At 70.6% G+C, this 24,095-nt stretch carries 27 protein-coding genes and 1 tRNA gene; 8 read left to right on the top strand and 20 right to left on the bottom strand.

Annotated features, from left to right (window positions below):
- Positions 1-12 precede the first annotated feature (12 nt).
- Positions 13-573 carry a MarR family winged helix-turn-helix transcriptional regulator gene (locus tag OG897_RS00490; protein ID WP_266651724.1) on the bottom strand — a complete coding sequence of 187 codons (561 nt, stop codon included), beginning with the start codon at positions 571-573 and terminating at the stop codon, positions 13-15.
- 266 nt (positions 574-839) lie between these two features.
- On the opposite strand from OG897_RS00490, the gene OG897_RS00485 reads away from it, so the two are divergent.
- Positions 840-1,067 (top strand): hypothetical protein, encoded by a 228-nt coding sequence (locus OG897_RS00485; protein WP_266651722.1) that lies wholly within the window; start codon positions 840-842, stop codon positions 1,065-1,067.
- Positions 1,068-1,088: 21 nt separating this feature from the next.
- Here OG897_RS00485 and OG897_RS00480 read toward each other — a convergent pair whose 3' ends face one another.
- The 10 genes from OG897_RS00480 to OG897_RS00435 form a co-directional block, all read right to left on the bottom strand.
- The gene (locus OG897_RS00480; RefSeq protein WP_266651720.1) at positions 1,089-1,886 is read right to left on the bottom strand and encodes a hypothetical protein; all 798 of its coding nucleotides are present in this window, start codon (positions 1,884-1,886) and stop codon (positions 1,089-1,091) included.
- 158 nt (positions 1,887-2,044) lie between these two features.
- Positions 2,045-2,941, bottom strand: coding sequence for an RNA polymerase sigma factor SigF (locus tag OG897_RS00475; RefSeq protein WP_266651718.1), 897 nt, complete (start codon positions 2,939-2,941; stop codon positions 2,045-2,047).
- Positions 2,942-3,164: 223 nt separating this feature from the next.
- Positions 3,165-4,088 (bottom strand): RNA polymerase sigma factor SigF, encoded by a 924-nt coding sequence (locus OG897_RS00470; RefSeq protein WP_266651716.1) that lies wholly within the window; start codon positions 4,086-4,088, stop codon positions 3,165-3,167.
- A 197-nt stretch (positions 4,089-4,285) separates the two neighbouring features.
- A complete protein-coding gene (locus tag OG897_RS00465) occupies positions 4,286-4,579 on the bottom strand; it encodes a Dabb family protein (protein WP_266651714.1) in 294 nt (97 codons plus the stop codon).
- A 62-nt stretch (positions 4,580-4,641) separates the two neighbouring features.
- Entirely contained in the window at positions 4,642-4,803 is a 162-nt protein-coding gene (locus OG897_RS00460) for a hypothetical protein (protein WP_266651712.1), read from the bottom strand.
- Positions 4,804-5,273: 470 nt separating this feature from the next.
- Positions 5,274-8,912, bottom strand: coding sequence for a glucoamylase family protein (locus tag OG897_RS00455; protein ID WP_266651710.1), 3,639 nt, complete (start codon positions 8,910-8,912; stop codon positions 5,274-5,276).
- Positions 8,913-9,142: 230 nt separating this feature from the next.
- A tRNA-Ser gene (locus OG897_RS00450) sits at positions 9,143-9,232 on the bottom strand.
- A 71-nt stretch (positions 9,233-9,303) separates the two neighbouring features.
- Entirely contained in the window at positions 9,304-9,786 is a 483-nt protein-coding gene (locus OG897_RS00445) for a nucleoside deaminase (RefSeq protein ID WP_323188043.1), read from the bottom strand.
- An 83-nt stretch (positions 9,787-9,869) separates the two neighbouring features.
- Entirely contained in the window at positions 9,870-10,424 is a 555-nt protein-coding gene (locus OG897_RS00440) for a hypothetical protein (protein ID WP_266651706.1), read from the bottom strand.
- Between the two features lie 177 nt (positions 10,425-10,601).
- Positions 10,602-10,814 carry a hypothetical protein gene (locus tag OG897_RS00435; RefSeq protein ID WP_266651704.1) on the bottom strand — a complete coding sequence of 71 codons (213 nt, stop codon included), beginning with the start codon at positions 10,812-10,814 and terminating at the stop codon, positions 10,602-10,604.
- A 168-nt stretch (positions 10,815-10,982) separates the two neighbouring features.
- Here OG897_RS00435 and upp point away from each other — a divergent pair, with 168 nt between their 5' ends.
- Positions 10,983-11,618 (top strand): uracil phosphoribosyltransferase, encoded by a 636-nt coding sequence (upp, locus tag OG897_RS00430; RefSeq protein WP_266651702.1) that lies wholly within the window; start codon positions 10,983-10,985, stop codon positions 11,616-11,618.
- 107 nt (positions 11,619-11,725) lie between these two features.
- On the opposite strand, the gene OG897_RS00425 is transcribed toward upp, so the two are convergent.
- Together OG897_RS00425 and OG897_RS00420 are read right to left on the bottom strand one after the other, a co-directional pair.
- On the bottom strand, positions 11,726-12,367 hold the full coding sequence (locus OG897_RS00425) for a LytR C-terminal domain-containing protein (protein ID WP_266651700.1): 642 nt from the start codon (positions 12,365-12,367) through the stop codon (positions 11,726-11,728).
- Between the two features lie 161 nt (positions 12,368-12,528).
- Positions 12,529-12,825, bottom strand: a complete 297-nt coding sequence (locus tag OG897_RS00420; RefSeq protein ID WP_266651698.1) for a type II toxin-antitoxin system VapB family antitoxin — start codon at positions 12,823-12,825, stop codon at positions 12,529-12,531.
- Between the two features lie 115 nt (positions 12,826-12,940).
- On the opposite strand from OG897_RS00420, the gene OG897_RS00415 reads away from it, so the two are divergent.
- Positions 12,941-14,473, top strand: coding sequence for a helicase HerA-like domain-containing protein (locus OG897_RS00415; protein ID WP_266656454.1), 1,533 nt, complete (start codon positions 12,941-12,943; stop codon positions 14,471-14,473).
- 81 nt (positions 14,474-14,554) lie between these two features.
- Positions 14,555-15,037 carry a VOC family protein gene (locus OG897_RS00410; RefSeq protein ID WP_266651696.1) on the top strand — a complete coding sequence of 161 codons (483 nt, stop codon included), beginning with the start codon at positions 14,555-14,557 and terminating at the stop codon, positions 15,035-15,037.
- Positions 15,038-15,098: 61 nt separating this feature from the next.
- Here OG897_RS00410 and OG897_RS00405 read toward each other — a convergent pair whose 3' ends face one another.
- From OG897_RS00405 to OG897_RS00395, 3 genes are all read right to left on the bottom strand, one after another.
- Complete coding sequence (locus OG897_RS00405) at positions 15,099-15,596, bottom strand: nucleoside deaminase (protein ID WP_266656451.1); 498 nt, start codon at positions 15,594-15,596, stop codon at positions 15,099-15,101.
- A gap of 82 nt (positions 15,597-15,678) precedes the next feature.
- Positions 15,679-16,161 carry a cyanase gene (gene cynS, locus OG897_RS00400; protein ID WP_266651694.1) on the bottom strand — a complete coding sequence of 161 codons (483 nt, stop codon included), beginning with the start codon at positions 16,159-16,161 and terminating at the stop codon, positions 15,679-15,681.
- A 46-nt stretch (positions 16,162-16,207) separates the two neighbouring features.
- The gene (locus OG897_RS00395; RefSeq protein WP_266651692.1) at positions 16,208-16,828 is read right to left on the bottom strand and encodes a carbonic anhydrase; all 621 of its coding nucleotides are present in this window, start codon (positions 16,826-16,828) and stop codon (positions 16,208-16,210) included.
- Positions 16,829-16,986: 158 nt separating this feature from the next.
- Between OG897_RS00395 and cynR the strand changes: the two genes are divergently transcribed.
- Positions 16,987-17,904 carry a transcriptional regulator CynR gene (gene cynR / locus OG897_RS00390; protein ID WP_266651690.1) on the top strand — a complete coding sequence of 306 codons (918 nt, stop codon included), beginning with the start codon at positions 16,987-16,989 and terminating at the stop codon, positions 17,902-17,904.
- A gap of 75 nt (positions 17,905-17,979) precedes the next feature.
- On the opposite strand, the gene OG897_RS00385 is transcribed toward cynR, so the two are convergent.
- The 3 genes from OG897_RS00385 to sigJ all read right to left on the bottom strand — a co-directional run bounded on the left by OG897_RS00385 (position 17,980) and on the right by sigJ (position 20,930).
- Positions 17,980-18,546 (bottom strand): hypothetical protein, encoded by a 567-nt coding sequence (locus OG897_RS00385; RefSeq protein WP_266651688.1) that lies wholly within the window; start codon positions 18,544-18,546, stop codon positions 17,980-17,982.
- A gap of 268 nt (positions 18,547-18,814) precedes the next feature.
- The gene (locus OG897_RS00380) at positions 18,815-19,897 is read right to left on the bottom strand and encodes an NAD(P)/FAD-dependent oxidoreductase (RefSeq protein ID WP_266651686.1); all 1,083 of its coding nucleotides are present in this window, start codon (positions 19,895-19,897) and stop codon (positions 18,815-18,817) included.
- 145 nt (positions 19,898-20,042) lie between these two features.
- A complete protein-coding gene (gene sigJ, locus OG897_RS00375; RefSeq protein ID WP_266651684.1) occupies positions 20,043-20,930 on the bottom strand; it encodes an RNA polymerase sigma factor SigJ in 888 nt (295 codons plus the stop codon).
- 78 nt (positions 20,931-21,008) lie between these two features.
- Between sigJ and OG897_RS00370 the strand changes: the two genes are divergently transcribed.
- The 3 genes from OG897_RS00370 (at position 21,009) to OG897_RS00360 (ending at position 22,717) form a co-directional block, all read left to right on the top strand.
- Positions 21,009-21,680 carry a PIG-L deacetylase family protein gene (locus OG897_RS00370; protein ID WP_266651682.1) on the top strand — a complete coding sequence of 224 codons (672 nt, stop codon included), beginning with the start codon at positions 21,009-21,011 and terminating at the stop codon, positions 21,678-21,680.
- 93 nt (positions 21,681-21,773) lie between these two features.
- A complete protein-coding gene (locus OG897_RS00365; protein WP_266651681.1) occupies positions 21,774-22,211 on the top strand; it encodes a DUF6083 domain-containing protein in 438 nt (145 codons plus the stop codon).
- Between the two features lie 158 nt (positions 22,212-22,369).
- Entirely contained in the window at positions 22,370-22,717 is a 348-nt protein-coding gene (locus OG897_RS00360; RefSeq protein WP_266651680.1) for a DoxX family protein, read from the top strand.
- Positions 22,718-22,781: 64 nt separating this feature from the next.
- On the opposite strand, the gene OG897_RS00355 is transcribed toward OG897_RS00360, so the two are convergent.
- The gene (locus OG897_RS00355) at positions 22,782-24,083 is read right to left on the bottom strand and encodes an SGNH/GDSL hydrolase family protein (protein ID WP_266651679.1); all 1,302 of its coding nucleotides are present in this window, start codon (positions 24,081-24,083) and stop codon (positions 22,782-22,784) included.
- Between the last annotated feature and the right edge of the window lie 12 nt (positions 24,084-24,095).

The raw sequence follows: 24,095 nt of genomic DNA, 5'->3' as shown, positions 1-24,095 counted from the left end.
AATCCTTGTCCTTTACGCGGGTGTTGCGGGTATCGCGGAAGTCGTGAGCGCCTCGGTGCCGGGTGCCGGGGCGGTGAGTGCCGGGGCGGGGAGCGCTGAGGCGGTGAGTGCGGCGGTGCAGTCGAACGGCACGGGCGGCCAGGAACGGCAGTCGCCGAAGCTGTCGCGCAGGCGGGCGAGCATCGCGTTGAGCTGTCCGACCTCGTCGTCGGACCAGTCGCCCAGGGTGTGGGCGAGGGTTTCGGTGGTGCGCCTGGACAGCTCGCGCAGAACGGCTTCGCCGTCCGGGGTCAGGCGGAGGATGCGCGAGCGCTTGTCGCCCGGGTCGGGCGAGCGGTCGATCCAGCCGCGTTCGGCGACGTGGGTGACGTGACGGCTCGTTACCGACATGTCGACAGCCATCAGCTCGGCGAGGCGACTGAGCCTCATCTCGCCGTGCCGGTCGAGAAGCGTGAGTACGGCGGCGGAGCCGGGCGGGCACTCGGGAGGCAGGATGCGCCCGAGGCCCCGTTTCACCGCGCCGATGGCACTGAGCTGGCGGGCCAGTTCCTCGTAATGACTCTGTGCGGCCACGGCACCTCCCTGCGGGTTTTCGGCACGTCTCGGTTCATCTTGTTGCTTAGGGCAACGATAGGATTAGTTGGTTGCTTCAGGCAAATTAAATTCGGGCTGATCGGGCAAAGGAATCCAAAAGGCTCCCTGATCGGCCGGTCAAGCGCTCCGAGGGGCCGGGTAAAGCCGCAGGTCGGCGGGTGCCAGGGGGGTGTCCGGCCGTTACTCCGCGCACAGTGGGGCCCTGGGGTGTCGCTCGGGTACCCACCTTCGCTAGGGTCACGCGCATGGCACACAACCCCCACGCCCCCCAAGGCCAAGGTCCCGAGGGCAACTACGACCCGGCGGGCAGCACTCAGATGTTCCGCGCGTTCGTGGACGAGGAGCCCGCGCAGCAGCAGCAACGGCGTTCGCAGCCCGCCGCGCAGTCGTCGGGCCCGAAGACCGGCCTGATCATCGGCATCGTCGCCGTCGTCGCGGTCCTGGCGGCAGTGGCCTGGCTCGCCCTCGGCTAGCCGTTCCTTCTCGTACGTCCGCTACTTCCAGGCGGCGGTGACCCCACGGGTCTCCACGTGCATGCCCAGCGGCACCCGCCAGGCGTCCACGCAGACGGTGTACGTCGCGTTCCTGGTCTCTCCCGGGCCGATCGGGCCCGGGAGCGGCTGGGTGGACGTGCGTGTTCCCCAGTCGATGCCGAGCGCCCCGATGATGTGCGTCGCGAACGTGACGCTCCCCGAACGCGCCTCGGTCCCGCCCGAGTTGCGCAGTCGCACCGTCACCTTCTCGCACCATCGCCGGTCCGCCTTCGCGCGCACGGGCGCGCCCACGGAGAGCGCGGCGGGGCTCGCGGGCGGCTTCGGCCCGGACGTCGGCGGCTTCGGCTGCGGAGGTTGCGGGGGCTGCGGGGGTTCTGACTCCGGGGGCTTCGCGTTCCCGGGGCCGGAAGGTGCGGAGCCCGAGCCGGAGGGTGCCGACCCCGCCGGGGTGCCCGTGCCGCTCGCCTTCCCGGGCGTACGGGTCCCGGTGCCGTCCGCACCGGACGGGCCCGGCTTCGTGGCGCCGACGGAGCCCGGCGGCGTACCGGACGCGTCTCCGGTGGACGGGCGTGAACCGCTTCCGCCGCCCCGTGAGTCGGGCGCGTCCTGGTCCAGCGGGAACAGCTCGACGGAGCCTTCCGGTGGCACGGCCCGCGTCGGAGCGCCCTCGGGGCCCGCTCCGGCCGCGCCCACCGCGACGAAGCCCTTGCCGCCGCCACCGTCGCCGGACACGGCCAGCAGGCCGCCCAGGCACAGCGCGACCGCACCAGCCCCCACTGCCACACCCTGACGTCGCATCGCGCCAGTGTCACTGACGACCCGTCAAATAACCAGCCCCGTCGGCGACTTGGCGCAGACGGGGCGTTGGGTCATGCGGTGCCCGGTGGTGATCGGCGAGCGATCGGCGAGCGCTCAGTCGGCGGTCAGCGGACGATCAGTCGGTGAGGAACGGGCGCTCAGTCGGCGATCAGCCCTTCCCGAAGCTGCGAGAGCGTACGGGTGAGCAGCCGGGAGACGTGCATCTGCGAGATGCCGACCTCCTCGCCGATCTGCGACTGCGTCATGTTCGCGAAGAAGCGCAGCATGATGATCTGCCGTTCGCGCGGCGGGAGTTTGGCGAGCAGCGGCTTCAGCGACTCGCGGTACTCGACGCCTTCGAGCGCCGTGTCCTCGTAGCCGAGCCGGTCCGCGAGCGAGCCCTCGCCGCCGTCGTCCTCCGGGGAGGGCGAGTCGAGCGAGGAGGCCGTGTACGCGTTGCCGACCGCGAGGCCGTCGACGACGTCCTCCTCGGACACGCCCAGTACGGCGGCGAGTTCGGGCACGGTGGGCGAGCGGTCCAGCTTCTGGGCGAGCTCGTCACTGGCCTTGGTGAGCGCGAGCCGCAGCTCCTGGAGGCGGCGCGGGACGCGCACCGACCACGAGGTGTCGCGGAAGAAGCGCTTGATCTCGCCGACGACGGTCGGCATCGCGAACGTGGGGAATTCCACGCCGCGTTGGCAGTCGAAGCGGTCGATCGCCTTGATCAGGCCGATGGTGCCGACCTGGACGATGTCCTCCATCGGCTCGTTGCGGGAGCGGAAGCGCGCGGAGGCGTACCGCACGAGCGGGAGGTTGAGCTCGATCAGGGTGTCACGGACGTACGTGCGTTCCGGGCTGTCCTTGTCGAGGACGGCGAGCCGCAGGAACAGGGAGCGGGACAGCGTGCGGGTGTCGAGTGCCTCCGGCTGGGAGACGATCGGCGGCGCCGGTGCGGGTCCGGGCTGAGCCGGAATCGCGGTGATCGCCGGAGCGCGGTCGAGCATGTCGGGCGCATCCTTGATGAGCACCTTCGAACTGCCCTGTTCTACGGACATGCCACCCCCTCTTAGGGTCGCGGACGGTAGCGGCAGACGCTTCCCGTCGAAGGAAGCAGCCTCCACCTGAATACCGGCGGCGGAGCTGCGGCAAACGCGGTTCCAGCAGAATGTCACATGTCGGCAACACGCTGTAGCGCCAAGTCGACAAATACATGCAGGAAAGAGGGGGTGTGCGGCATTTCTTCCCCCCACAGCTTCCAGCGGGATATACCCGTGAGGATTACGCCTCGATCCTATTTGCGGACCTCAGACGTGCGAAGCTGCGAGCGAGCAAACGCGAGACGTGCATCTGGGAAACGCCCAGCTCGGCGCTGATCTGAGACTGCGTCAGATTGCTGTAGTAACGCAGCATCAGGATCCGCTGCTCGCGCTCGGGGAGCTGTACGAGCAGGTGGCGGACCAGATCCCGGTGCTCGACCCCGGCGAGCGCGGGGTCCTCGTAACCGAGCCTGTCGAGCAGTCCTGGCAGCCCGTCGCCCTCCTGGGCGGCTTCGAGGGAGGTCGCGTGGTAGCTGCGGCCCGCCTCGATGCAGGCGAGGACCTCCTCCTCGGTGATCCGCAGCCGCTCGGCGATCTCGGCGGTCGTGGGGGACCGGCCGTGGGCGGTGGTGAGGTCCTCGGTGGCCCCGTTGACCTGCACCCACAGCTCGTGGAGGCGGCGCGGGACGTGCACGGTGCGGACGTTGTCGCGGAAGTACCGCTTGATCTCGCCGACGACGGTGGGCATCGCGAAGGTCGGGAACTGCACGCCCCGGTCCGGGTCGAAGCGGTCGATCGCGTTGATCAGCCCGATGGTGCCGACCTGGACGACGTCCTCCATCGGCTCGTTGCGCGAGCGGAACCGGGCGGCGGCGTACCGGACCAGCGGGAGGTTCGCCTCGATCAGTGCCGCCCGTACCCGGGAATGCTCCCCGCAGCCGGGCGCCAGGCCCTTGAGCTGGCCGAACAGCACCTGCGTGAGGGCCCGGGTGTCGGCGCCACGGGTGCGGGCGGCGGGGGTGCCGGGAACGCGGTCCGGGGTCTCGACGAGCGGTGGTTCCGAGGGCTGGAGAGGCTCCGGGGGCTGGTGGGGCTCTTGGTGCTGCTGAGACGTTTGGGCCTGGTGGGGCGGGGCTTGCGGAGCAGTACTGGCCGGCACAGTCACACGCCACACCCCTTTTTCGGTCGGTATGTGGACACTTCGTTCCACTCATCCGTCAAAAGCGGTCATAGCATCACAAGACATGTGCACTGTGTGCAAGCACCGTATAACGCCGTGTTGAGGGCAAGTTGGGGCATACCTATGCAAAAACCCCGCACCGAAAGGTGCGGGGCTACGGTGTGGCGGGCCTGGCGGAGGACCTAGAAGGGGTAGTCCGCGATGACCCAGGTGGCGAACTCCCGCCACTGTCCCGCGGCGGCCTGGTGGGCCGGGTGCTCGATGTAGCGCTTCAGCGCATCGGCGTCCGCCACGGCCGAGTTGATGGCGAAGTCGTACGCGATCGGGCGGTCGGTGATGTTCCAGGCGCACTCCCAGAACTCCAGCTCCGGAATGACCCCTTCGAGTTCGGCGAACGCCTTCGCGCCGGCCTGCACGCGCTCCTCGTCGCGGGAGACGCCCTCGTTGAGCTTGAAGAGGACCAGATGGCGGATCACGGGGCACTCCTTGGGGAAGGGGAGCGGCCGAAGCAACGGGCGTACGCGCCGGGCGTACGGGCCTACTTCACGAGGTTGGTCATGAACGAGCCGATCCCCTTGGCCGCGTCGGACAGGCCCTGGAAGCCTAGTCCGACCATGTTGGCGGCCTTCTCCGGGGAGGTGATGATCGTGTACAGCACGAAAACGACCACGATGTACAGAATGGCCTTCTTGATGTCCATGCCCAGACCCTCCCCTGTGGTCCGCTGAGCAGTCGCGAGAGTCTAACCGTACGACCGGACAACTCAAGTGGCCGTATGCGATCACGCTGCGAGTCCTTCTGGAATCGCCCGCTCCACGCCCGCGTCCCCGTTCTCCGCCCCTACGTGACCTTTAAGGACCAAGGGCCCGGCCATGGGGGCCCTTCGGCGGGGATGTCGGGCTTGCGGGGGGAGCAGGATTGTCCATGAGCCCGGAGGGATCTGGCAGGAATCCACCGGGCGAGGAACGGGACCTCACTGCGGGGTCCGAGCCGCGCACTCCCCTGACTGCGGCCCGGACTTGGAGGACCGTTCTCATCGGGGGAAGCGGCTTGTCCCCCCGATGCCGCTTCCCCCGTCCTCATCTTCTCCCGCCCCCACGAACAACCAGAAGCCCCGGCCTCCCCCAAGGCCGGGGCTTCTGGTTCACCCCTGCGGGATCCGGCGCGTGCCTACCGCCGCCTGTGCCGGGCGCCCCCTCGGGATCCGGACGCCGCCCGGTAGACGGTCGTACCGAGTCCGAAGCAGAGCAGCGCGCCGACCGCCCACACCGCCGGGTCGACGCCGACGCCGCCCGAGGCGAGGGTGCGGTGGGTGCCGCTGCCGCTGCTGCCGGAGACCGGCTGGACGTACTGGACCTGGGCCCGGGATCCGGCCCTGGACTCGGCCTGGGACCCGGCCCGGGATCCGGCCTGGGGCAGGGCCCTGACCCGGGCGGCCTGCGGCCCCGGCAGGCCGGGCCCCGGCTTGTGCCCGCCGGTCGTCGGCCCGACCGGCGCCTGTCCGACCGGCTTCGGCCGTACGGCCACCGGCGCCTGCCCGACCTGGAACGTCAGGTGTGCCCTGTCGTCGTCCACCGGCCCCGGGCGGTGCACGTTGCTGCCCGTGACGGTCGCGGTGAGCGGTGCCGCGCCCGTGCGGCCCGCCGTGGTGACGTACACCCGGCTGGCGCTGCCGCCCGGCGGAAGGTCGCCCACGGTCCAGCTCTGCGGGGCCGCGGCGCGGCTCGTGGCCAGGGTGAGCCCGGAGCCCCCTTCGACCCGTACGGACACGTTCTCGGCCTTCGCCGGGCCCTTGTTGGACGCGGTCACCGTGACCCCGACGCGCTCGCCGACCGCGACGGCGGTCCGCTCGGCGCGCACCGTGACCCGTACGTCCGCCTTCCCGAAGGCCACCGGCTGTACGACGACCGGGTTCTTCACCCCGAAGGTGACGGTCCCGGTGTCGTTCCCCGGCGTCGGGTCGACCGTGCCGAGCGAGCCCAGCGACGCGGTGACCGAGCCCTCGCCCGGCGCGGAGCCCGTCACCTCGACCTCGCGGGTCACCGACTGTCCGACGGCCAGCGCCGGAACCTTCCACTCGATCTCCCCGGCGGGCGCGAGCCCGGCACCCGGGTTGATCTTCACGACGGCGTCCTTCGCCGCGTCCGGGCCGTGGTTGGCGAAGGTGACCAGGACCCTGTACGGCTTGCCGGTCTCGGCGTCGCCTGACGGGGCGGTCACCCGCGTCCCGACGTCGCTCCGCTGCTCCACCGGCGGCACGACCGGCGCGTCCACGACCTCGAAAGGACCGGACGCCTTGTCGTTGGCCGCCACCTTGTCGATGGTCTCCACCGACGTCACCGCCGCGTCGACCTTCACGTCACCGGGTACGGAGCCGGTCACCTCGATCTCGCGCGTGACGGTCGCACCCACGGCGAGCGCCGGAATCTTCCCGTCCGCGGCGGCCCCGGTCAGGGTCAGCCCCGGACCCGGCGTGATCGCCACGACCGCGTCCACGGCGGCGTCGGGCCCCTTGTTGGTGACGCTGACACTCACCTTGTGCGGCTTGCCCTTCTCGGCCACGGACCCGGCCGGGGCGACCGTGACCTCCAGGTCGGAGTCCTTGCAGACCACGTCGTTCGGCCAGGGCGCGCAGATCGCCCTCCGCAGGTCGGGGCTGCGCATCGTGTCGCGCTGCACCTTGCCCTGGTGCAGGTGGTTGTCGATGGCGAGCATCATGCCGCCCTGGCTCATCCCGGACAGCTTGCGCGCGTACCAGGGCAGTCCCGGATGGTCGGCGGCGTTCTTCTGCTCGAACGCCTTGTCCTCGGCGGCGTCCTCCGCGCTCGTCCCCGGCTTCTTGTTCTTCTCGTACGCCTCTCCCAGCTCCGCCGCGCTCAACGCCTTGCGCGTGTACGAGTAGTTGAGCCCGAGGCGCGGGTGCCAGACCCCGGGCACCTGCATGAAGTGCCGTACGGCAGCGATCGACTCGGCCGGGAGGAAGGGAACGACCGAACCGGCCGCGTGCGGCTGGAGCGTGTTGTCGCTGTGGACGTGCCCGCCGCGCAGCGGGGGCGACCCGTAGACCCGGTAACTGCCGTTCTTCTCCGCGTCGTCCGGGTCGGCCGGCGGCCCGTCCGCGTCACTGCGGCCCCAGGCGTCCTTCCCGTACTCCGTCATGATGTCCGGCAGCACGTCGTGCTGGTCGATGGCGAACTGCCGCGCCGCCTTCGCCGCGAGCCCGGTGTTCTCCGCCCAGTCGACCGCCTGGTCCTGCTGCCCCGGCAGGGTTTCCTTGCCGAGCCTTTTGAAGTCGATCCAGCCGTGCGTGAACATGTACGCGAACATCGAGCCCTCGAAGGTCGGCACCAGCTCGATGCCCTTGTACGCACGCCGCTCCCGCGACCACGCGAACCAGGCGTCGGTCGGCGCCGGATGCGTCGTCGACCCGGCCGCCTGCAACTGCACGACGAAGCCCTCGTCGGTCGGCCGGTCCCAGTGCTCGTCCAGGTGACAGCCGTGCCCGCCCGCCGCCGGAATCCGCTCCTCCGGCTTGATCCGCGCAGTGCAGAAGGAGTCCGGGTACCAGCTGAAGTACGGGAACGGCACCTTCCCCGGCCGCTTGTCCGTCATCCAGTCCCAGTCGACCCGCTCGGTGATCTTCGTTGCCATGTCCACGACGTCCGGCACGTCCCGGTAGTGCTCGCGGATGTGCTGGACGCCCATCAGCAGGAATCCGGAGTCGACCGTCGACAGCTCGCCGAAGGCGCGCTTGCCCTCGCTGTTGGTCCAGTGCCAGTACAGCCCCCGGTACCCGTTCTGGTGGACGGTGTCCTCGGGGTCGGACCCGGCCCGCTGGCCCTCGTAGAGCTTCTTCAGCGTGTTCCGTACGCGGCCCAGCGCCTCGTCCCTGGTGATCCAGCCCCGGTCCTCGCCGATCGCCATCGCGCTCAGACCGTATCCGGTCGCCGAGATGTTGATCTGCCAGAGCTTGGTCGTCTCGGACTGCCAGAGCCCGCTCTTCTCGTGGTAGTAGTCCACGAAGTACTGGAAGGCCCGTTTCTCGGCGAGCTCCAGCACGCGGTCGTCGGAAGCGGTGGCGAAGTCCTCCGGCGTCCCGTCGCTGTCGACGAACTCGATGTCGTCGACCAGGATCGTGCCCTTCTGGATGCCGTCGGCGGGCGCCGGGTCCTCGTTGACGAGGAAGTTCACCAAGTGCTTCGGATCGACGTCGCCGGGCGAACCGGCGTTCCACACCGTCCGGTCGGTGAAATCCAGCGGCAGGTCGACCGTCTGCCAGGCGTCCCCGGCCGCGAACTCCTGGACGTGCCAGGCTTTCTTGCCCGCCTTGTCCTGGAGCCCGATGAACAGCTCGACCTTCTTGCCCGCCGGACCCATCGGCTTGATCTTCAGCCGGATCCGGTCCAGCGTGACCTTCTCGTCGCCCCGGCCCCTCACGCCGCGGAAGAAGTCGTCCCGGTCGAGGTAGACGTTGTCACCGCTGCCGCCCCACAGCTTCTCGCCGTAGTACCAGCCGCCGCCGCCCGCGAAGTCGTAGTCCAGCCTGCGTACGCCGGGTCGCCCGTCGGGGCCCTTCTGCCCGTCCCAGGCGCTCTTGATGACGTCGCCGTTGACGATCCGGTGGTCGCCCAGGAGGTCGTTCTTGTTGATCTGCGGGTCGTTGGAGAGCAGCGGATAGACCACTCCCGGCCCTGCGGCGGCCCGCTTCTCCTCCGGAGGCGGCTGGTCCGCCAGATGGGCTGGTGCGGCTGCGCCCAGGAGAGCGGTGCTGGTCAGCACCGCCGTCACGGCAGCCAGAATCCGTCGCATGCTCTGCCTCTTCCGTACCCGCGAAGGGACAGGCGGGCGCCCGGCCCCGCGATCAGGCAGAACGCTAAACGGAAAGGCATACCTTTTGTCCCGATACGGCCGAACGGGGGCGCGTCCCGGGGGCGCGTCACGGGGGGCGTCTCGGGTGGGCGAGGAGGGGGCGAGGGGGTGCGAGGGGGTGCGAGGCATGAAGAAAGCCCCTCCGGAATCCCGGAGGGGCTTTCTTCTGATGGCGGTAGCGGTGGGATTTGAACCCACGGATAGCTTGCACCATCACACGCTTTCGAGGCGTGCTCCTTAGGCCACTCGGACACGCTACCGAGACAGAGTCTAGTACACGCGGGGCAGTGCTCCGAAACTCATCTCCGCAGGCCCGCCACCGCCCGCGGAATCACCGCCCCCGGAAGAACGCGGTCAGCTGCTCCGCGCACTCCTCCTCGCGCACTCCGGCGATCACCTCGGGCCGGTGGTTGAGCCGCCGGTCCCGCAGCAGGTCCCAGAGCGAGCCCGCGGCCCCGGCCTTCTCGTCGCGGGCCCCGTACACGACCCGCTCCAGGCGCGACTGCTGGATCGTGCCCGCGCACATCGTGCACGGCTCCAGGGTGACGACCAGCGTGCACCCGTTCAGCCGCCACTCTCCCGCCCGTCGCCCGTCACCCCCCTTGTTCGAGGCGCTGCGCGCCGCCATGCTGTTCAGCTTCTCCGCGCCCCGCCGGATGGCCAGGACCTCGGCGTGCGCGGTCGGGTCGCCGTGCAGCTCGCGTTCGTTGTGCCCGGTCGCCAGGACCTCCCCGGCCGGGGACAGCAGCACGGCACCGACCGGCACATCGCCGGACCGGGCCGCCGCCGCCGCCTCGGCCAGGGCGCGCGTCATCGCCGTACGCCATGGATCGCGTACGGGATCGGGCGCGCGGCCCGGCAGCTCGTCGGGATCGGACGGGGGGACCTCCTCGACCACTAGCGCACGGCCTCCAGGATCTCCGCGGCCCCCAGCGCCTCGGCGATCGCCGACAGCGCGTCGCTGTCGAGTCCCAGGAGCTCCTTCTCGGTCATGCCCAGGTCGACCAGGATCTGCCGGTCCCCGGCCGGACCCGCGACCGCGGGACCCCCCTGGGCCGGAACGAGCGCCACGACGTCGGACTCTGTGTCCTCCGGGTCCCCCGTTTCGCTCTCGCCGTCCTCGGTGCCGTCGAGGTCCAGCGCTTCCAGGTCGGCTTCGACGTCGACATCGTCGTCGGAGCCGAGCAGTTCGTCGGTGAGGATTTCTCCGTACGAGGAACGGGCGGCCGCGGCTGCGTCGGAGACGTAGATCCGTGGGTCCTCCAGTTCCTCGACGCGGACGACGCCGAACCAGGCGTCCTCCTGCTCGATGAAGACGAGCACCATGTCGTCGTCCACCGAGCCCTCGCGGGCAAGTTCGACGAGGTCCGCAAGGGACTCCACGTCGTCGAGCTCCGTGTCGCTCGCTTCCCATCCGTCTTCGGTGCGCGCGAGCAGTGCGGCGAAGTACACCGTGACTCTCCCACTGGTAAGAGGTGACGATTCAGCGGTGCTCAGACGGCCCCGCCCACTCGGAATCGTGGCAGAAACCTGGCCCGAGCGGGATGTCTTCCGCTCTTGCGTCGTGCATCAGTCCGGTGGGTGAGCAGTTCGCAGGGGTCTTCGGGCCATTCGTACGACTGCCGGTGGCTACCAGCGGAAGGTGCGCATCCGCATCTGCTGGCGCATTCTCGCCGCCCTGGCACGCCTCGGCTGGACCCGGTCGCGCAGTTCCTTGGCCTCGTTGAGTTCGCGCAGGAACTGGGCGCGTCGACGCCTCCTGGCCGCGTCGGACTCCTGGGCGCGCTGTTCGTCCGAGAGCTGCTCGGCGTGGAGTGTGTCCTGTTCTGGCTGCTGCGTCATGGGCCCGCACCGTCCTGATGAGGCGTGTTTGGTACGTCTTCACCTTCCCTCCGGGTGGGGGGATGATGCGAGCCGGGAGTGTCGCGCACCACCGGAAGGGCCGTTCGACCCGGTCGGGGCGGGTTCGTGGGGGAGCAGGGGCCCGGCACGCCCGGTTACTGTGGAAACATGCGGATACACGTCGTCGACCACCCGCTGGTGGCGCACAAACTCACCACGCTGCGCGACAAGCGCACCGATTCCCCCACCTTCCGGCGCCTCGCCGACGAGCTGGTCACCCTGCTCGCGTACGAGGCCACCCGGGACGTGCGCACCGAGCAGGTCGACATCGAAACGCCGGTCGTCGCGACCACGGGCGTCAAGCTGTCCTACCCCCGCCCCCTGGTCGTCCCGATCCTGCGGGCCGGGCTCGGCATGCTCGACGGCATGGTCCGGCTGCTGCCGACCGCCGAAGTGGGCTTCCTCGGCATGATCCGCAACGAGGAGACCCTCCAGGCGGAGACGTACGCGACCCGGATGCCGGAGGACCTCTCCGGCCGCCAGGTGTACGTCCTCGACCCGATGCTGGCGACCGGCGGCACGCTGGTGGCGGCCATCCAGGAGCTCATCAAGCGCGGTGCGGACGACGTCACCGCCGTGGTGCTGCTCGCCGCGCCGGAGGGCGTGGAGGTCATGGAGCGCGAGCTGGCGGGGACGCCGGTGACGGTCGTGACGGCCTCGGTCGACGAGCGCCTCAACGAGAACGGCTACATCGTGCCGGGTCTGGGCGACGCGGGCGACCGCATGTACGGCACCGCGGAGTAGTTCTTCCCCGTACGGGAGCTACGCGCTCGCGTGCGTGTCACTGGCCGTGCGCGTCATTAGCAGCACATGTCACTCGCGTGCGTGTCACTCGTACGGGAGCGGCGTACTCAGCACTTGTCGCCGGAGGGCGCGGGGGCGGGCTTGGCCAGGGCGGCCAGGGCCGTGTCCGCGTCCTTCTTGGCGTCCAGGGCCTTGAAGGCGTTGCCGATGATGAAGTCGACCTCCTGGGTGCCCCGGGCGTCGGCCTTGGTCTCGGCGCCCTTCAGCTGCGTGCCGAGCACCGGCAGCTGGCCCTCCAGGGACGTGGGCGCACCGACGAGCAGGGCGGTGGCCTTGACCTTCTTGTCGTACTCCTTGGGCGCGTTCTCGAACTTGACGACGTTGAAGCCGCGCTTCTTGAGCTCATCGGCGACCTGCTTGGCGAGGCCGCCGCGTACGGTCGCGTTGTAGACGTTGATCTTGATCGCTGCGGGCTTGGGGAGCTTCCCCGCGTTCTTCGCCGGGAGGGCGGGGGTGGTCGCCGCGGGCTTGCAGTCGGGCTTCTTCGCGCCCGCCACGGCCTTCTTCTCGCCCCCCGTGAAGACGTCGATGAGCTGCATCGTTCCCCACCCGGCCAGGCTGAGCGCGACGACGGCCGCGACGGCCAGGACGATGATCCGGCGACGGCGGTGGGGACGGCGCATCCGGGGATAGGCGTTACCCGTGATGCGGTACTTTCCGCCCATGCCGGGGGGAGTCAGCATGCTCATGGGCGCAGCGTAGTGCCGTCCGGAGCGAATGCGTACTAAATGATCAACGAATGGGTCAATGACCGACCCAAAAGGGCCAATGGGACACCCGAGTGCCGTGGCAGATGCCTGACGGGCCCGGAAGTCCCTTGTGCGTCCGTCCAGTTAGGGACCGGCCGCAGTCAGCCCATGTCGAGGACGCGGGCGTGCAGCACCTGGCGCTGCTGGAGCGCGGCGCGGACCGCGCGGTGCAGTCCGTCCTCCAGATACAGATCGCCCTGCCACTTCACGACGTGCGCGAAGAGGTCGCCGTAGAAGGTGGAGTCCTCGGCGAGGAGGGTCTCCAGGTCCAGCTGGCCCTTGGTGGTGACGAGCTGATCGAGGCGGACCGGGCGCGGCGCGACGTCCGCCCACTGCCGGGTGCTTTCCCGGCCGTGGTCGGGGTACGGCCGGCCGTTTCCGATGCGCTTGAAGATCACACGGAAAGCCTACCGGGGAAGGTGCTCCGGGCGCAGCCATGAGGGAGGGATGCAAAGGTCGTATTCAGCGCCAGAACGGGAGCAAACGATGAGCGGAAGTACCCCCTCCGGTGACATGAGCGAGTCGACGGCGTCCGGAATGCCGGTCGAGGCGGCGGCCATCGCGGGCGGGTACGCCTTCACCGGGCCCGCACTCGATCTCGGCGCGCTGCTGTGGGACGGGGTCTGCCTGCCCGGGGCACAGATCCGCATCCCGCTCGCCATGCTCAACCGGCACGGGCTCGTGGCCGGGGCGACCGGCACCGGAAAGACGAAGACGCTCCAGCTGATCGCCGAACAGCTCTCGGCGCAGGGCGTGCCGGTGTTCCTGGCCGACATCAAGGGCGACGTCTCCGGGATCAGCGCTCCGGGTGAGGAGAACGAGAAGGTACGGGAGCGGGCGGCGGCCGTCGGCCAGGAGTGGGCGGCGACGGGCCACCCCTGCGAGTTCTACGCACTCGGCGGGATCGGGCCCGGGATTCCGCTGCGGGCGACGGTGACGAGCTTCGGCCCCGTCCTGCTGTCGAAGGTGCTGCAGCTCAACCAGACGCAGGAGCAGTCGCTCGGCCTGATCTTCCACTACGCGGACGCGAAAGGGCTGGAACTCGTCGATCTGAAGGATCTGCGGGCGGTCGTCGCCTTCCTGACGTCGGACGTGGGAAAGCCGGAGCTGAAGGGGATCGGCGGCCTGTCGACGGTGACGGCCGGGGTCATCCTGCGCGCGCTCACCGCCTTCGAGCAGCAGGGGGCGGGGGAGTTCTTCGGGGAGCCGGAGTTCGACACGAGCGAGCTGATGCGGCAGGCGCCGGACGGGCGGGGCCTGGTCTCGGTGCTGGAGCTGGCGGCCGTACAGCGCAATCCGCAGCTCTTCTCGACGTTCTTGATGTGGCTGCTGGCGGATCTGTTCCACGACCTGCCGGAGGTCGGGGACCTGGACCGGCCGAAGCTCGTCTTCTTCTTCGACGAGGCGCATCTGCTGTTCAACGGGGCGTCGAAGGCGTTCCTGGAGTCGATCACCCAGACGGTGCGGCTGATTCGCTCGAAGGGGGTCGGCGTCTTCTTCGTGACGCAGACGCCGAAGGACGTTCCCTCGGACGTGCTGGCGCAGCTGGGCAACCGGGTGCAGCACGCCCTGCGGGCGTTCACGCCGGACGACGCGAAGGCGCTCAAGGCGACGGTGAAGACCTTCCCGAACTCGCCGTACGACCTGGAGGAAGTGCTGACGGCGCTCGGGACGGGCGAGGCGGTCATCACCGTACTGAGCGAGAAGGGGGCGCCGACCCCGGTTGCGGCGACGAGGCTGCGGGCGCCGCAGTCGCTGATGGGGCCGGTGGGGGAGGAGGCGCTGGAACGGGCCGTGAAGTCGTCGCTGCTGTACGGGCGCTACGCGGAGGCGGTCGACCGGGAGTCGGCGTACGAGAAGCTCCAGGTCGCGGCGGCCCCGGTTCCGCAGGCGGCTCCGGCATCTGCTGCGGAGAAGGACGATCCGTCGTTGATCGAGCAGGTGGTGGGGAGCGGGATGTTCAGGTCCCTCGCCCGGTCGATCGGGACGCAGTTGGGGAGAGAGATCAGCCGGTCGATTTTCGGGACGTCGCGTCGGCGGCGATGAGTTCGGGGCGTGGGGCCGGTCTTGTACGGCAGAAGGCCCGCATGCCTTCTGCACCGTTTTCACCGCTGTGAGGAGTGCGCGATGAGCATCACCCGAGGATTCGTGACGACCCTGTGGTTCGACGGCCGGGCCGAGGAGGCGGCCGACTTCTACCTGTCGGTCTTCAAGGACGGCAAGCGCGGGCGGACGCTGCGCTACAACGACGCGGGGCCGGGTCCGGCCGGATCGGTCGTGACGGTCGAGTTCGAGATCAACGGGCAGCGGTTCGTGGCGCTGAACGGGGGACCGGAGTTCACGTTCAGCGAGGCCGTCTCCTTCCAGATCGACTGTGCCGACCAGGCTGACGTGGACCACTACTGGGCGGCGCTCACGGCGGACGGGGGGCAGGAAGGGCCGTGCGGGTGGCTCAAGGACAAGTTCGGGGTGTCGTGGCAGGTCGTTCCGACGGAGCTGATCGAGCTGATCGGGGACGAGGACAGGGCGGCGGCGACGCGGGCGACGAAGGCGATGTACGCGATGGGGAAGATCGACCTGGAAGGCGTGCGGAGGGCCCACGCGGGCTGAGGGGCGACGTGGGCCGAGAGGCGACGTGGGCCGAGGGTCCGCGTGGGCCGGTCCTGTCCGGTTATGCCGTGGGGGTGCCCGGGACGCGGCGGTTGCCGCCGTTGCGCGACTGCCAGGCGCGGTAGACGTCCACCGCCGCCTCGCGGGCGTCGTGGTGCATCGGGAGGCGGCGGTCCTCCCACGACTTGGCGAATTCCTCGTAGAACGTGCCGAGTTCGAAGTACTTGCGGTCGTCCACGTAGTGGGGCTCGTAGGCGTCGCGGGTGGTGAGGAAGACGACCTCTGCGGGCGAGCAGTAGTAGAGCGAGCCGAGGCACATCGGGCACGGGTGAGCGAGGACGTAGATCGTGCAGTCCGTGAGGTGCTCCGTGCCGAGCTTCGTGCACGCGTCCCGGATGGCGAGGATCTCGGCGTGGGCCGTCGGGTCGCCGGTCTGGGCGACCTTGTTGCCGCTCTCGGCGACGATCTCGCCGTTCCGGACGATGACGGTGGCGAAGGGGCGACCGCCCTCCTCCACGTTCGCGCGGGCGATGTCGATGGTGCGCTGGGCGAAGTCCATGTGCGTTGCCTTTCCGGGGAGTTGGACGAGGGGGCGGGGGCGGGGATGTTTCACGTGAAACATCCCCGCCCCCGAGGGCCGACTAGAACGGCTTCGTGGGGAGGTACTTGCCGTCCAGCGTGATGACGGCACGCTCGCCGCCTTCGGGGTCCGCGACCTTCTTCACGTCCAGCTTGAAGTTGATCGCCGAGATGATGCCGTCGCCGAACTCCTCGTGGACCAGGGCCTTCAGCGTGGTGCCGTAGACCTGGAGCATCTCGTAGAAGCGGTAGATGGTCGGGTCGGTGGGGATGCCGCCGTTGCCGACGATGCTGCCGCGCATCGGGACGGTCTGGAGGAGCAGTACGGCGTCGTCGTCGAGGCCGAGCAGGTCGGCGACCGTGCGGGCGGCGTCGGCCGGGAGCGGGTGCTGTCCGAGCAGGGCGGCGGTCACGAAGGCGACGGAGAGGCCGGTCGGCTCGGAGATCTCCTTCCAGGACAGGTCACGGCGGGTCTTGGCCTCGATGGCGGCGACGGTGAGCTGCTGGCGGGAGTTCTGGTCGGCCTGGGCGTGGAGGTTGTTCATGGTGATGGGGTCCTTACGTGTGTGGGGGGTGTGGGGGTGGGGGGTGTCAGACGGTGGTGGTGCCGGTCAGCAGGGCTGCCGCGCCTGTCGTGGCGTCGAGGGTCTCGACGCGGCCGGAGCCGATGTCGTAGACCCAGCCGTGCAGGGCGACCTCGTCGCGGGCCAGGGCGCGGGCCACCGAGGGGTGGGTGCGCAGGTTGGTGAGCTGGGCGAGGACGTTCTCGCGGACCAGGGCGGCGACGCGGTCGCCGGTGTGGGGGGTGGCGTCCAGGAGGGCCCTGGAGGAGTCGGCGTGGCGCAGCCAGTCGGCCGTGGCGGGGAGCCCCGACATGTCGGTGCCGGTGGCGAGGGCGGTCATCGCGCCGCAGGCAGAGTGGCCGCAGACGATGATGTCGGCGACGCCGAGGGCGTTCACCGCGTACTCGATGCTGGCGGCGATGCCGTCCGCGTTCTGCCCGTACGGCGGGACGAGGTTTCCTGCCGTACGGATGACGAACAGTTCGCCCGGTTCGCGCTGGGTGATCAGCTCGGGGACGACCCGGGCGTCCGAACAGCCGATGAACAGGGCGTTCGGGGTGTGGGTCGTGGCCAGCCGCTGGAAGAGCTCGGCCCTGGGTGGGAAAGCCTCGCGCCGGAAGCGCTCGACACCTGCTGCGATCTCCTGCATGGGATCACTCCTTGCGACTGGCTGGTGGGTTTGTTCTGGGGTTTTCACCCGTTTCGCCGGGCGGTCCGTCCGACGTGTTCCACCATGCATGAGCTGGGTCTATAGAGTCCAAGAGTTGCTGTCGCTGTGAGCGATAGATGCGGTCTATAGTCGATGGCATGGCTGCTCTCGAACTCCGTCATCTCCGCTATCTGCTCGCCGTCGCCGAGTACGCGAACTTCACCCGCGCCGCCGAGGCGCTGCACATCTCGCAGCCGACGCTGTCGCAGCAGATCAAGCAGTTGGAGCGGGCACTGAAGGTGCAGTTGCTGGACCGTTCAGGGCGGTCGGTGCGGCTCACCGATGCGGGTGAGGCGTATGTGACGTACGCGCGGCGGGCGTTGACGGATCTCGCGGCGGGCGAGCGGGCGGTGCTGGACGTGGGGGACCTGTCACGGGGCACGCTGCGGGTGGCCATGACGCCGACGTTCACGACGTACCTGGTGGGGCCGCTGGTGGCGGACTTCCACGCCCGGCACCCGGGGATCTCGCTCGACGTACGGGAGATGACGCAGGCCCGGATGGAGGCCGAGCTCCTCGACGACCGGGTCGACGTGGGGATCGCCTTCCTCGGCGAACACGCGGCGGGCGTGACGGCGAAGCCGCTGTTCAGGGAGGGGCTGGCGCTGGTGGTGGGGGACGGGCATCCGTACGCGGGGCGGGCGGGCGCGGTGCCGCTGGAGGAGGTCGGGCGCGGTCAACTGGCACTGCTCAGCGAGGACTTCGCGACGCGGCGGCAGCTGGACGCGTACTTCGAGGGGCACGGGGTGCGGCCCGGGATCGCCGTCGAGGCGAACTCGTTGAATGTCCTGGTCGAGGTCGTCGGGCGCGGCGCACTGGCGACCGTGCTCCCGGAGCCCCTGGCGGCGGGCGACGACCGGCTGCACCGGGTCCGCGTGGAGCCCGCGCCGCCGTCGCGCACGGCGGCGCTGCTGCTGCGCGAGTCGGCGTACCGGAGCGCGGCGGCGCGGGCGTTCGAGGAGCGGATGGCGGGGTGGGTGCGGGAGAAGGGGTACGGGGTGGAGGGCGGCGCGTAGCCGTTACGGCGCGGAGGCGTGCAGCCGTTACGGGGCGGAAGCGTGCACCCGTTACGGCGCGGAGGCGTGCAGCCGTTACGCCGCGGACGCCGACACCGGGGTGCGGCTCGGCTCTGCCGGTTCCTGGGCGACCGCGACGGTGACCGGACGCGACTCCCGCCACGGGTACCCGTGCGCCCGGAACGCCGTGCTCAGCGCGTGCCGCGTGGCCTGGCGCGGTCCTCGGGACAGTTCGCGCCCCGCCGCGTCGAGCACCACGAGGTCCCGGCGGTCCAGGTACACGGCCGCCACGTCCGCCCGGCGCAGCGTCCTGGCCTTCTTGCCGTCGCGCGGTTCGATGCCCAGCGAGTCGTCCGTGACGGTGACCCGGGTCGCGTCGGCGACGGCGACGTACGCGGCGAGCAGCCCGAGCGCGGTGGCGGCCAGCGCGCACAGCGCGATCTGCCAGGGCTGCTCCAGGCCGCCGAGCGACGCGAAGAGGTGGCGCAGCGGCCCGGTGGCCGAGCCGTCGACCCAGCGGGCGAGCGGCGGCAGCAGGAATCCGATGCCGAGGCCGACGACGGGGAAGCCGACGAGGATGCGCAGGACGCGGGTACGGGAGTACCCCAATACCGTTGCTGTGGCTGGGCTGTTGTGGCTCATTCGCGTCTCCCCCGTCGGTGGGCATGGGTCGTGCCCTTTCGAGTTTCGAGCCTAGCCAATGGGGGAAGCGCCGAGCGTCAGCCGATGGGTGGGGACGCAGTGACTTCGGTGTCCGACGCGGGAGGGAGGGGGGTCCTCCTTTGTGCGTACACGAGCTATGTCTTCGGTCTCACCCCCGACGGCCGCTCCCCGAGAGACTCGGGATATTTACCGAGGCTGGTGGGGTGCGTGGTGCTCACGGGGACCGGTGCAGCCCTGCCCGGGGTGCTCACGGGGACCGGTGCAGCCCCGCCCGACGGGCCGCCAGGGTCAGTGACGTCACCGTCGACGCGCAGATCTGCTCCTTCACGAAGGCGGCGGCCCGCCCCGTGATCACCAGCCGGCGCGGCGAGTCGTCGCGCCGTACCGACTGGACGAGCCCGTCGTGCCTGCCGAGGCTGACGCACTGGAGGACGTACGAGATCGGGCGGGCCACCGGCCCCCGCCCGCGCCCCTCCGAGACGATCGACGCCGCGACCCGCGTGCCCAGGGGCAGCGCCGCCTGGCACGACATGCGCTGGGTGCCGCCCGCGTCACCGGCGACGTAGATCTCCGGGTACGAGACGGAGCGGCGGGCGGCGTCGACGTCGATGCGGCCGTGGGAGTTGAGGGCGAGACCGGCGGCGACGGCGAGGCCGGTGTTCGCCGCCATCGACGCGGACCAGAGGACGGCGTCGGCGTCCACGTCGGCGGGATCGTCGACGCGGGTGCCCTCCTCGACGCGTACGCCGAGGGCCCTGAGGCTCTTGCGGAGATGGGCGCGGCCCTTGTCGGAGACGCTCGGGGCGAGCTCGTCCGAGGTGAGGAGGCGGACCTCCCAGCCGCCGCCGTGCCGTTCGGCGAGCTCGGCGGCCATCTCGACGCCGGTCAGTCCGCCGCCGACGACGGTGAGGCGGCCCGGTCCGTCGAGGAGCCGCTTGTGGAGGGCGGGTGCGGTCTCGGCGGTGAAGAGGCGTTCGTGGTGGGCGGCGGGGAGCCGGGTCGTGCTGCCGAGTGCGTACACGAGGCGGTCGTACGGCATGACCTGGCCGGAGTCGGTGGTGACGGTCCGCGCGACGGGGTCGAGGGCGACGGCGAGACCGGTGTGGTGAGTGATGCGGGTGTGGCGCAGGAAGCGGGCGGTGAGGGGGTGGGTGACCTCGGACTCGGGGCGTCCGGCGGCGACCTCGTGGAGGCGGATGCGCTCGGTGAGGTGGCCGACGGGGTCGAGGAGGGTGACGTGGGCGTGGGGGGAGAGGCGGAGGGCGGCCATGAGGCCGGAGTAACCGGCTCCGACGACGAGGACGCGCTGCTGCTGTGTGTGGGTGTTCATGTACCGGGGACGGTACGGGGGCGCGAGGTGTGATGTGACGCGCGTCACATGGGGAAATCCAGTCCCTCCGGCGTTTGAGGAGCGGGGGTCCGGGGGCAGCGCCCCCGGACTGAACCGCAACCGCCCACTCAGCCGTGCGGGATGCTCACAACACGTCGAAGTCCAGGTGGCCGAGCTTCTCCGGGTTCACGACGAGGTCGATCCCAGTGATCAGGCCGTCCTCGCCGACGGTGAACGACAGCACCCCGCCGTAACCGATCGGGCGCGCGTCCATGACGAGCCCGGGCGCGCCGTTCACCTCGTACGGGATCAGGCGCATCGTCGACGGGTCGAAGAACCGGGCGATGCCCTGCGCGAACGCCGCGACCTTCGCCGCCCCGACGATCGGCCTGCGCGCGGCGCTGACGATGCCGCCGCCGTCGGACCGCCACACGACCTGCGGGTCGAGGACGCTCAGCAGGTCGTCGATGCCGCCGCCCCCGGTCACGGCGGCCAGGAAGGTCTCCACGGCCCGCCGGTGCTCGGCCCGCGCGACGGACCGCCGGGGCTTCGCGTCCCGTACGTGCTTGCGCGCCTGCGAGGCCGACTGCCGTACGGAGGCGGGCGACTTGTCCAGCGCCTCCGCGATCTCCGGGAACGGCACCCCGAAGACGTCGTGCAGCACGAAGGCGACCCGCTCGGCCGGGGTCAGGCTCTCCAGCACGGTCAGCATGGCCGTGCTGACCGACTCGTCGAGGGTCGCCCGCTCCTCGGGCCCGTCGGCCGCCGGGGCGGCGAGCAGCGGCTCCGGCAGCCACGGCCCCACGTACCGCTCGCGGCGGGCGCGGGCCGAGGTCAGCTGGTCGTAACAGAGGCGGCTGACGGTGGTGGTGAGATACGCACGCGGGTTGTCCGCCGTCCCGTCGGCGAGCGCGTTCCAGCGCAGCCAGGCATCCTGCACGGCGTCGTCGGCGTCGACCACGGACCCGGTGATGCGGTAGGCGACCGCGTGGAGGTGCCTGCGGTGCTGCTCGAACTCGGCCTGGTCCGCCATGGGTTCCGCTCCGGGGGTGGGCGTGGGGGCAGGGTCCCCACGAGCCTATGCGGCGGCGGGATTTGCTTGAATGCGGTCATGGCCACACTCATCGCCTTCTTCGTCCACCCCGACGACGAGGTCCTGCACGCGGGCGGCACGCTGGCGCGCGCGGCGGCGGAGGGTCACCGGGTGGTGCTGGTGTCGGCGACGGACGGGGAGATGGGTCCCGTACGGGAGGACCCGGTGCGCCTCTCCGAACTCCGGGCGAGCGGGGCGGCCCTCGGAGCCTCCCGCGTGACCTGCCTCGGCTACGCGAACAGCGGCCACGGCAAGCACCTTTACCCCGACCCGCCGGACCGCCCTCGCTTCATGCGGGCCCCGCTCGACGAGGCTGCGGAACGTTTGGCCGCGATCCTCCGGGAAGAGGGCGCGGACCTCCTCCTGACCCACGACACGGGCGGCGGCTACGGCCACCGGGACCACGTCCGCGCCCACGACGTGGGACTTCGCGCCGCCCAACTGTCCTACGTGCCACGGGTATGGGTGGCAGCCATCCCCCGCACGGCCCCCATCCGCCTCACGTACCTCCTGCGGTCGCCCCGCGCTTTCCGTACGGCGATGCTCGGCGTCGACCACACCCCGCGCGCACGGATCACGCACGCCATCGACGCCCGCCGGTACGCCTCCCACAAGCAGTGGGGCGGGAGTGGTTCACGGAGGTGCCCGCGCACCACACGGGCTCCTAGCCCGTTGCCGCACACGGTGTGAACTGGGGCGATGGTGGTGGGAGGACTGATTGTCAGACCCCTGTGGAAGCATTCTTCACGTCAGCTGTAAACGACGTGTTTGCGGGTGGGGGTCATGATCAGTTCGTACGGATGTGAGGCGTGCGGCGGGCCGCAGGGCAGGTGGCGTCCGGTGCTGGGGCGTGCGGTGTGCGCGGCCTGTGAGAAGGGTGATGGCGGGCGGGAGCCGGTGTTGCTCGCCGAGGTGTTGGCGAGTGCCGCCATCGAACTGGGGGCTGCCGCGCGGCAGTTGAGGGCCGTGCCCGATCCGCGTACGTCCGGGGGTACGTCCTGCAAGCGCTGTGGGGCGGCGGCCGAGTGGCACCGGACCGTGCGCGGGAAGTGGATCCTGATCGAGCCCGGGGAGCGGGTCGTGGGGTCCGTTCCGGCGGGGAAGCGGTGGCGGATCGCGGGGGACGGGACGGCCGTGAACCTGGGGTCTTCGATACCGGCGGACACTTGCCGGATCAGTCATTTTGATTTGTGTCCGGCGAGGTCGGCAGCGGTCGCGTAGGCGGGGTGGGTGTGGTGCGGGCGGAAATTGGTTTCGCCGGGCGGTCACACTTTCGCGGCGGGGCGAGTCATAGGGGTGTACGGGCCGAGCGGCCCGGTGGAGCGGGCCCGAGTCCTGCTCCGGAGCAGACCCTTTGAAGATTCGCTGAGGAGCCCGCCATGTCGACCACCTACGTTGTCGTGACCGTCGTCGCCGCCGTCATGGTCGGCTTCTCGGCCGGTTCGGCCGCCTTCGGGGCCAAGTGGGCCGTGGAGCCGATGAAGGACTACGGCGTTCCGCAGGAGTGGCTCCCCCGGCTGGCGGCGGCGAAGGCGGCCGGAGCGGTGGGGCTGCTGGTGGGGCTGGCCGTCCCGGCGGTCGGGCTCGCCGCCGGGATCGGCCTGGTGTTGTATTTCGCTGGGGCCGTCGTGACCGTGGTGCGGGCGCGTTGGTACGCGCACATTCCGTTCCCGCTGGTGTACGTGGCTCCGGTGGTGGGCGCCCTGGCGCTGGGGCTGGCGGCCTGAGGCAGTACCGCGTCCCGGCCCTCGGGCCCGCCCTCCCGGCCCCCGGCCTCGTACCGCCTGTGGATCACAGGGCGGCGGGGTTCAGGGCCTCGGCCATGGCGCGGTAGCCCGCGTCGTTGGGGTGCAGGTGGTCGCCGCTGTCGAAGGCGGGGTGGAGGCGCTCCGGGTCGGCCGGGTCGGCGAGGGCCTTGTCGAAGTCGACGTAGGCGTCGTATGCGCCCGACGAGCGGACCCAGCTGTTGAACTCGTCGCTCGCTGCGGCGGCGCGCTTGCCGTAGTGGTCGGAGCCGCCGAGGGGGAGGAGGGTGGCGCCGACGACGCGGACGCCCTTCGCGCGGGCCTGGCGGATCAACTCCTTGTGGCCATTGATGAGTTGGGTGCCGGTGATGTTCGGGGCGGGCTTGTAGAGGGGGTGGTCCGTCTCCTGGAAGCCGATGTCGTTCAGACCTTCGAGGACGACGACCGTACCGACGCCGGGCAGGTCGAGGGCGTCGCGGTGGAAGCGGCTGGTGGCCCGCTCGCCGAACCAGGCGGAGTCGTTGAGGACCAGGTTCCCGCCGATGCCGGAGTTGAGGACGGGGCGGGGCTTGCCCAGGGACTTCAGGCGGGCCGCGAGCGCGTCGGAGTAACGGCGGTCGGCGTTGACGGTCGAGGCGAAGCCGTCGGTGATGGAGTCGCCGAAGAGGACGATGCCCCGTTGCTGGTTCGCTCCGGTCCTGCCGCTCACGTCCACGCCCGACAGGTAGTACCAGGACTCGGTGGACTCCTTGAAGGCTGCGGCCGAGCCGTCGGACGCGTGGTCGCCGCTCGCCCGGTAGGAGTCGGTGAAGGACTGGGCGTGGAAGGTCGCGGGGCCGGTCGTGCGCTGGAGGTAGAGGGTGACGGTGACCTGTTCGCCCGAGGCGAGGGCGAGCCGGGCCGGGTCGCTGGAGAGCTGCCCGCCCGCCGGGACCGAGGCCGACGTGCGTCCGGAGAAGGTCAGCTCGCGGACCGTGCCCGCTCTGACGGCCGCGCCCTTGTCCGTACGGGCCACGGTGGCGCGCTCCACCCGGAGCGGGGAGGTGCCGTACGCGTTGGAGAGCCGGATGCGGGCCTGTGTTCCGCTCGCGGTGACGCGGACGACCTGGCGGACGGTGTGGTTGTCGAAACCGGCCTCCGACCAGTTGGGCTTGAAGCTGATGGAGGGGCGCTGCGGGGAGGCGGCCCAGGCTGCCGCCCAGGTGGCGGCCTTCTTCGCGGCGGCGCTGTGCGTCACCGGGGCGGCCTTCGTGCGGTCCACCGCGACGGCGGTCGATCCGGCGCTCAGGGCGAGGGCGGCGGTGGCGGCGGTGGCGGCGAGCGCGGTCTTGCGGGCACGTGAAAGCACGGTGGCTCCAAG

This window comes from Streptomyces sp. NBC_00237, from assembly GCF_026342435.1.
In the GTDB taxonomy this organism is placed as follows: Bacteria; Actinomycetota; Actinomycetes; order Streptomycetales; family Streptomycetaceae; genus Streptomyces.
This window is presented reverse-complemented; position numbering and strand designations above follow the sequence as displayed.

Coding starts and splice junctions, on each gene's coding strand:
- OG897_RS00460 (WP_266651712.1), bottom strand. CDS start 4,803: ATGGACATCAAGAAGGCCATTCTGTACATCGTGGTCGTTTTCGTGCTG.
- OG897_RS00415 (WP_266656454.1), top strand. CDS start 12,941: ATGAGCGAGTCGACGGCGTCCGGAATGCCGGTCGAGGCGGCGGCCATC.
- upp (WP_266651702.1), top strand. CDS start 10,983: ATGCGGATACACGTCGTCGACCACCCGCTGGTGGCGCACAAACTCACC.
- OG897_RS00455 (WP_266651710.1), bottom strand. CDS start 8,912: ATGCGACGGATTCTGGCTGCCGTGACGGCGGTGCTGACCAGCACCGCT.
- OG897_RS00410 (WP_266651696.1), top strand. CDS start 14,555: ATGAGCATCACCCGAGGATTCGTGACGACCCTGTGGTTCGACGGCCGG.
- OG897_RS00435 (WP_266651704.1), bottom strand. CDS start 10,814: ATGACGCAGCAGCCAGAACAGGACACACTCCACGCCGAGCAGCTCTCG.
- OG897_RS00480 (WP_266651720.1), bottom strand. CDS start 1,886: ATGCGACGTCAGGGTGTGGCAGTGGGGGCTGGTGCGGTCGCGCTGTGC.
- OG897_RS00475 (WP_266651718.1), bottom strand. CDS start 2,941: ATGTCCGTAGAACAGGGCAGTTCGAAGGTGCTCATCAAGGATGCGCCC.
- OG897_RS00395 (WP_266651692.1), bottom strand. CDS start 16,828: ATGCAGGAGATCGCAGCAGGTGTCGAGCGCTTCCGGCGCGAGGCTTTC.
- sigJ (WP_266651684.1), bottom strand. CDS start 20,930: ATGGCGGACCAGGCCGAGTTCGAGCAGCACCGCAGGCACCTCCACGCG.
- OG897_RS00380 (WP_266651686.1), bottom strand. CDS start 19,897: ATGAACACCCACACACAGCAGCAGCGCGTCCTCGTCGTCGGAGCCGGT.
- cynS (WP_266651694.1), bottom strand. CDS start 16,161: ATGAACAACCTCCACGCCCAGGCCGACCAGAACTCCCGCCAGCAGCTC.
- OG897_RS00445 (WP_323188043.1), bottom strand. CDS start 9,786: ATGACGCGCGCCCTGGCCGAGGCGGCGGCGGCGGCCCGGTCCGGCGAT.
- OG897_RS00370 (WP_266651682.1), top strand. CDS start 21,009: ATGGCCACACTCATCGCCTTCTTCGTCCACCCCGACGACGAGGTCCTG.
- OG897_RS00365 (WP_266651681.1), top strand. CDS start 21,774: ATGATCAGTTCGTACGGATGTGAGGCGTGCGGCGGGCCGCAGGGCAGG.
- OG897_RS00385 (WP_266651688.1), bottom strand. CDS start 18,546: ATGAGCCACAACAGCCCAGCCACAGCAACGGTATTGGGGTACTCCCGT.
- OG897_RS00485 (WP_266651722.1), top strand. CDS start 840: ATGGCACACAACCCCCACGCCCCCCAAGGCCAAGGTCCCGAGGGCAAC.
- OG897_RS00360 (WP_266651680.1), top strand. CDS start 22,370: ATGTCGACCACCTACGTTGTCGTGACCGTCGTCGCCGCCGTCATGGTC.
- OG897_RS00425 (WP_266651700.1), bottom strand. CDS start 12,367: ATGAGCATGCTGACTCCCCCCGGCATGGGCGGAAAGTACCGCATCACG.
- cynR (WP_266651690.1), top strand. CDS start 16,987: ATGGCTGCTCTCGAACTCCGTCATCTCCGCTATCTGCTCGCCGTCGCC.
- OG897_RS00405 (WP_266656451.1), bottom strand. CDS start 15,596: ATGGACTTCGCCCAGCGCACCATCGACATCGCCCGCGCGAACGTGGAG.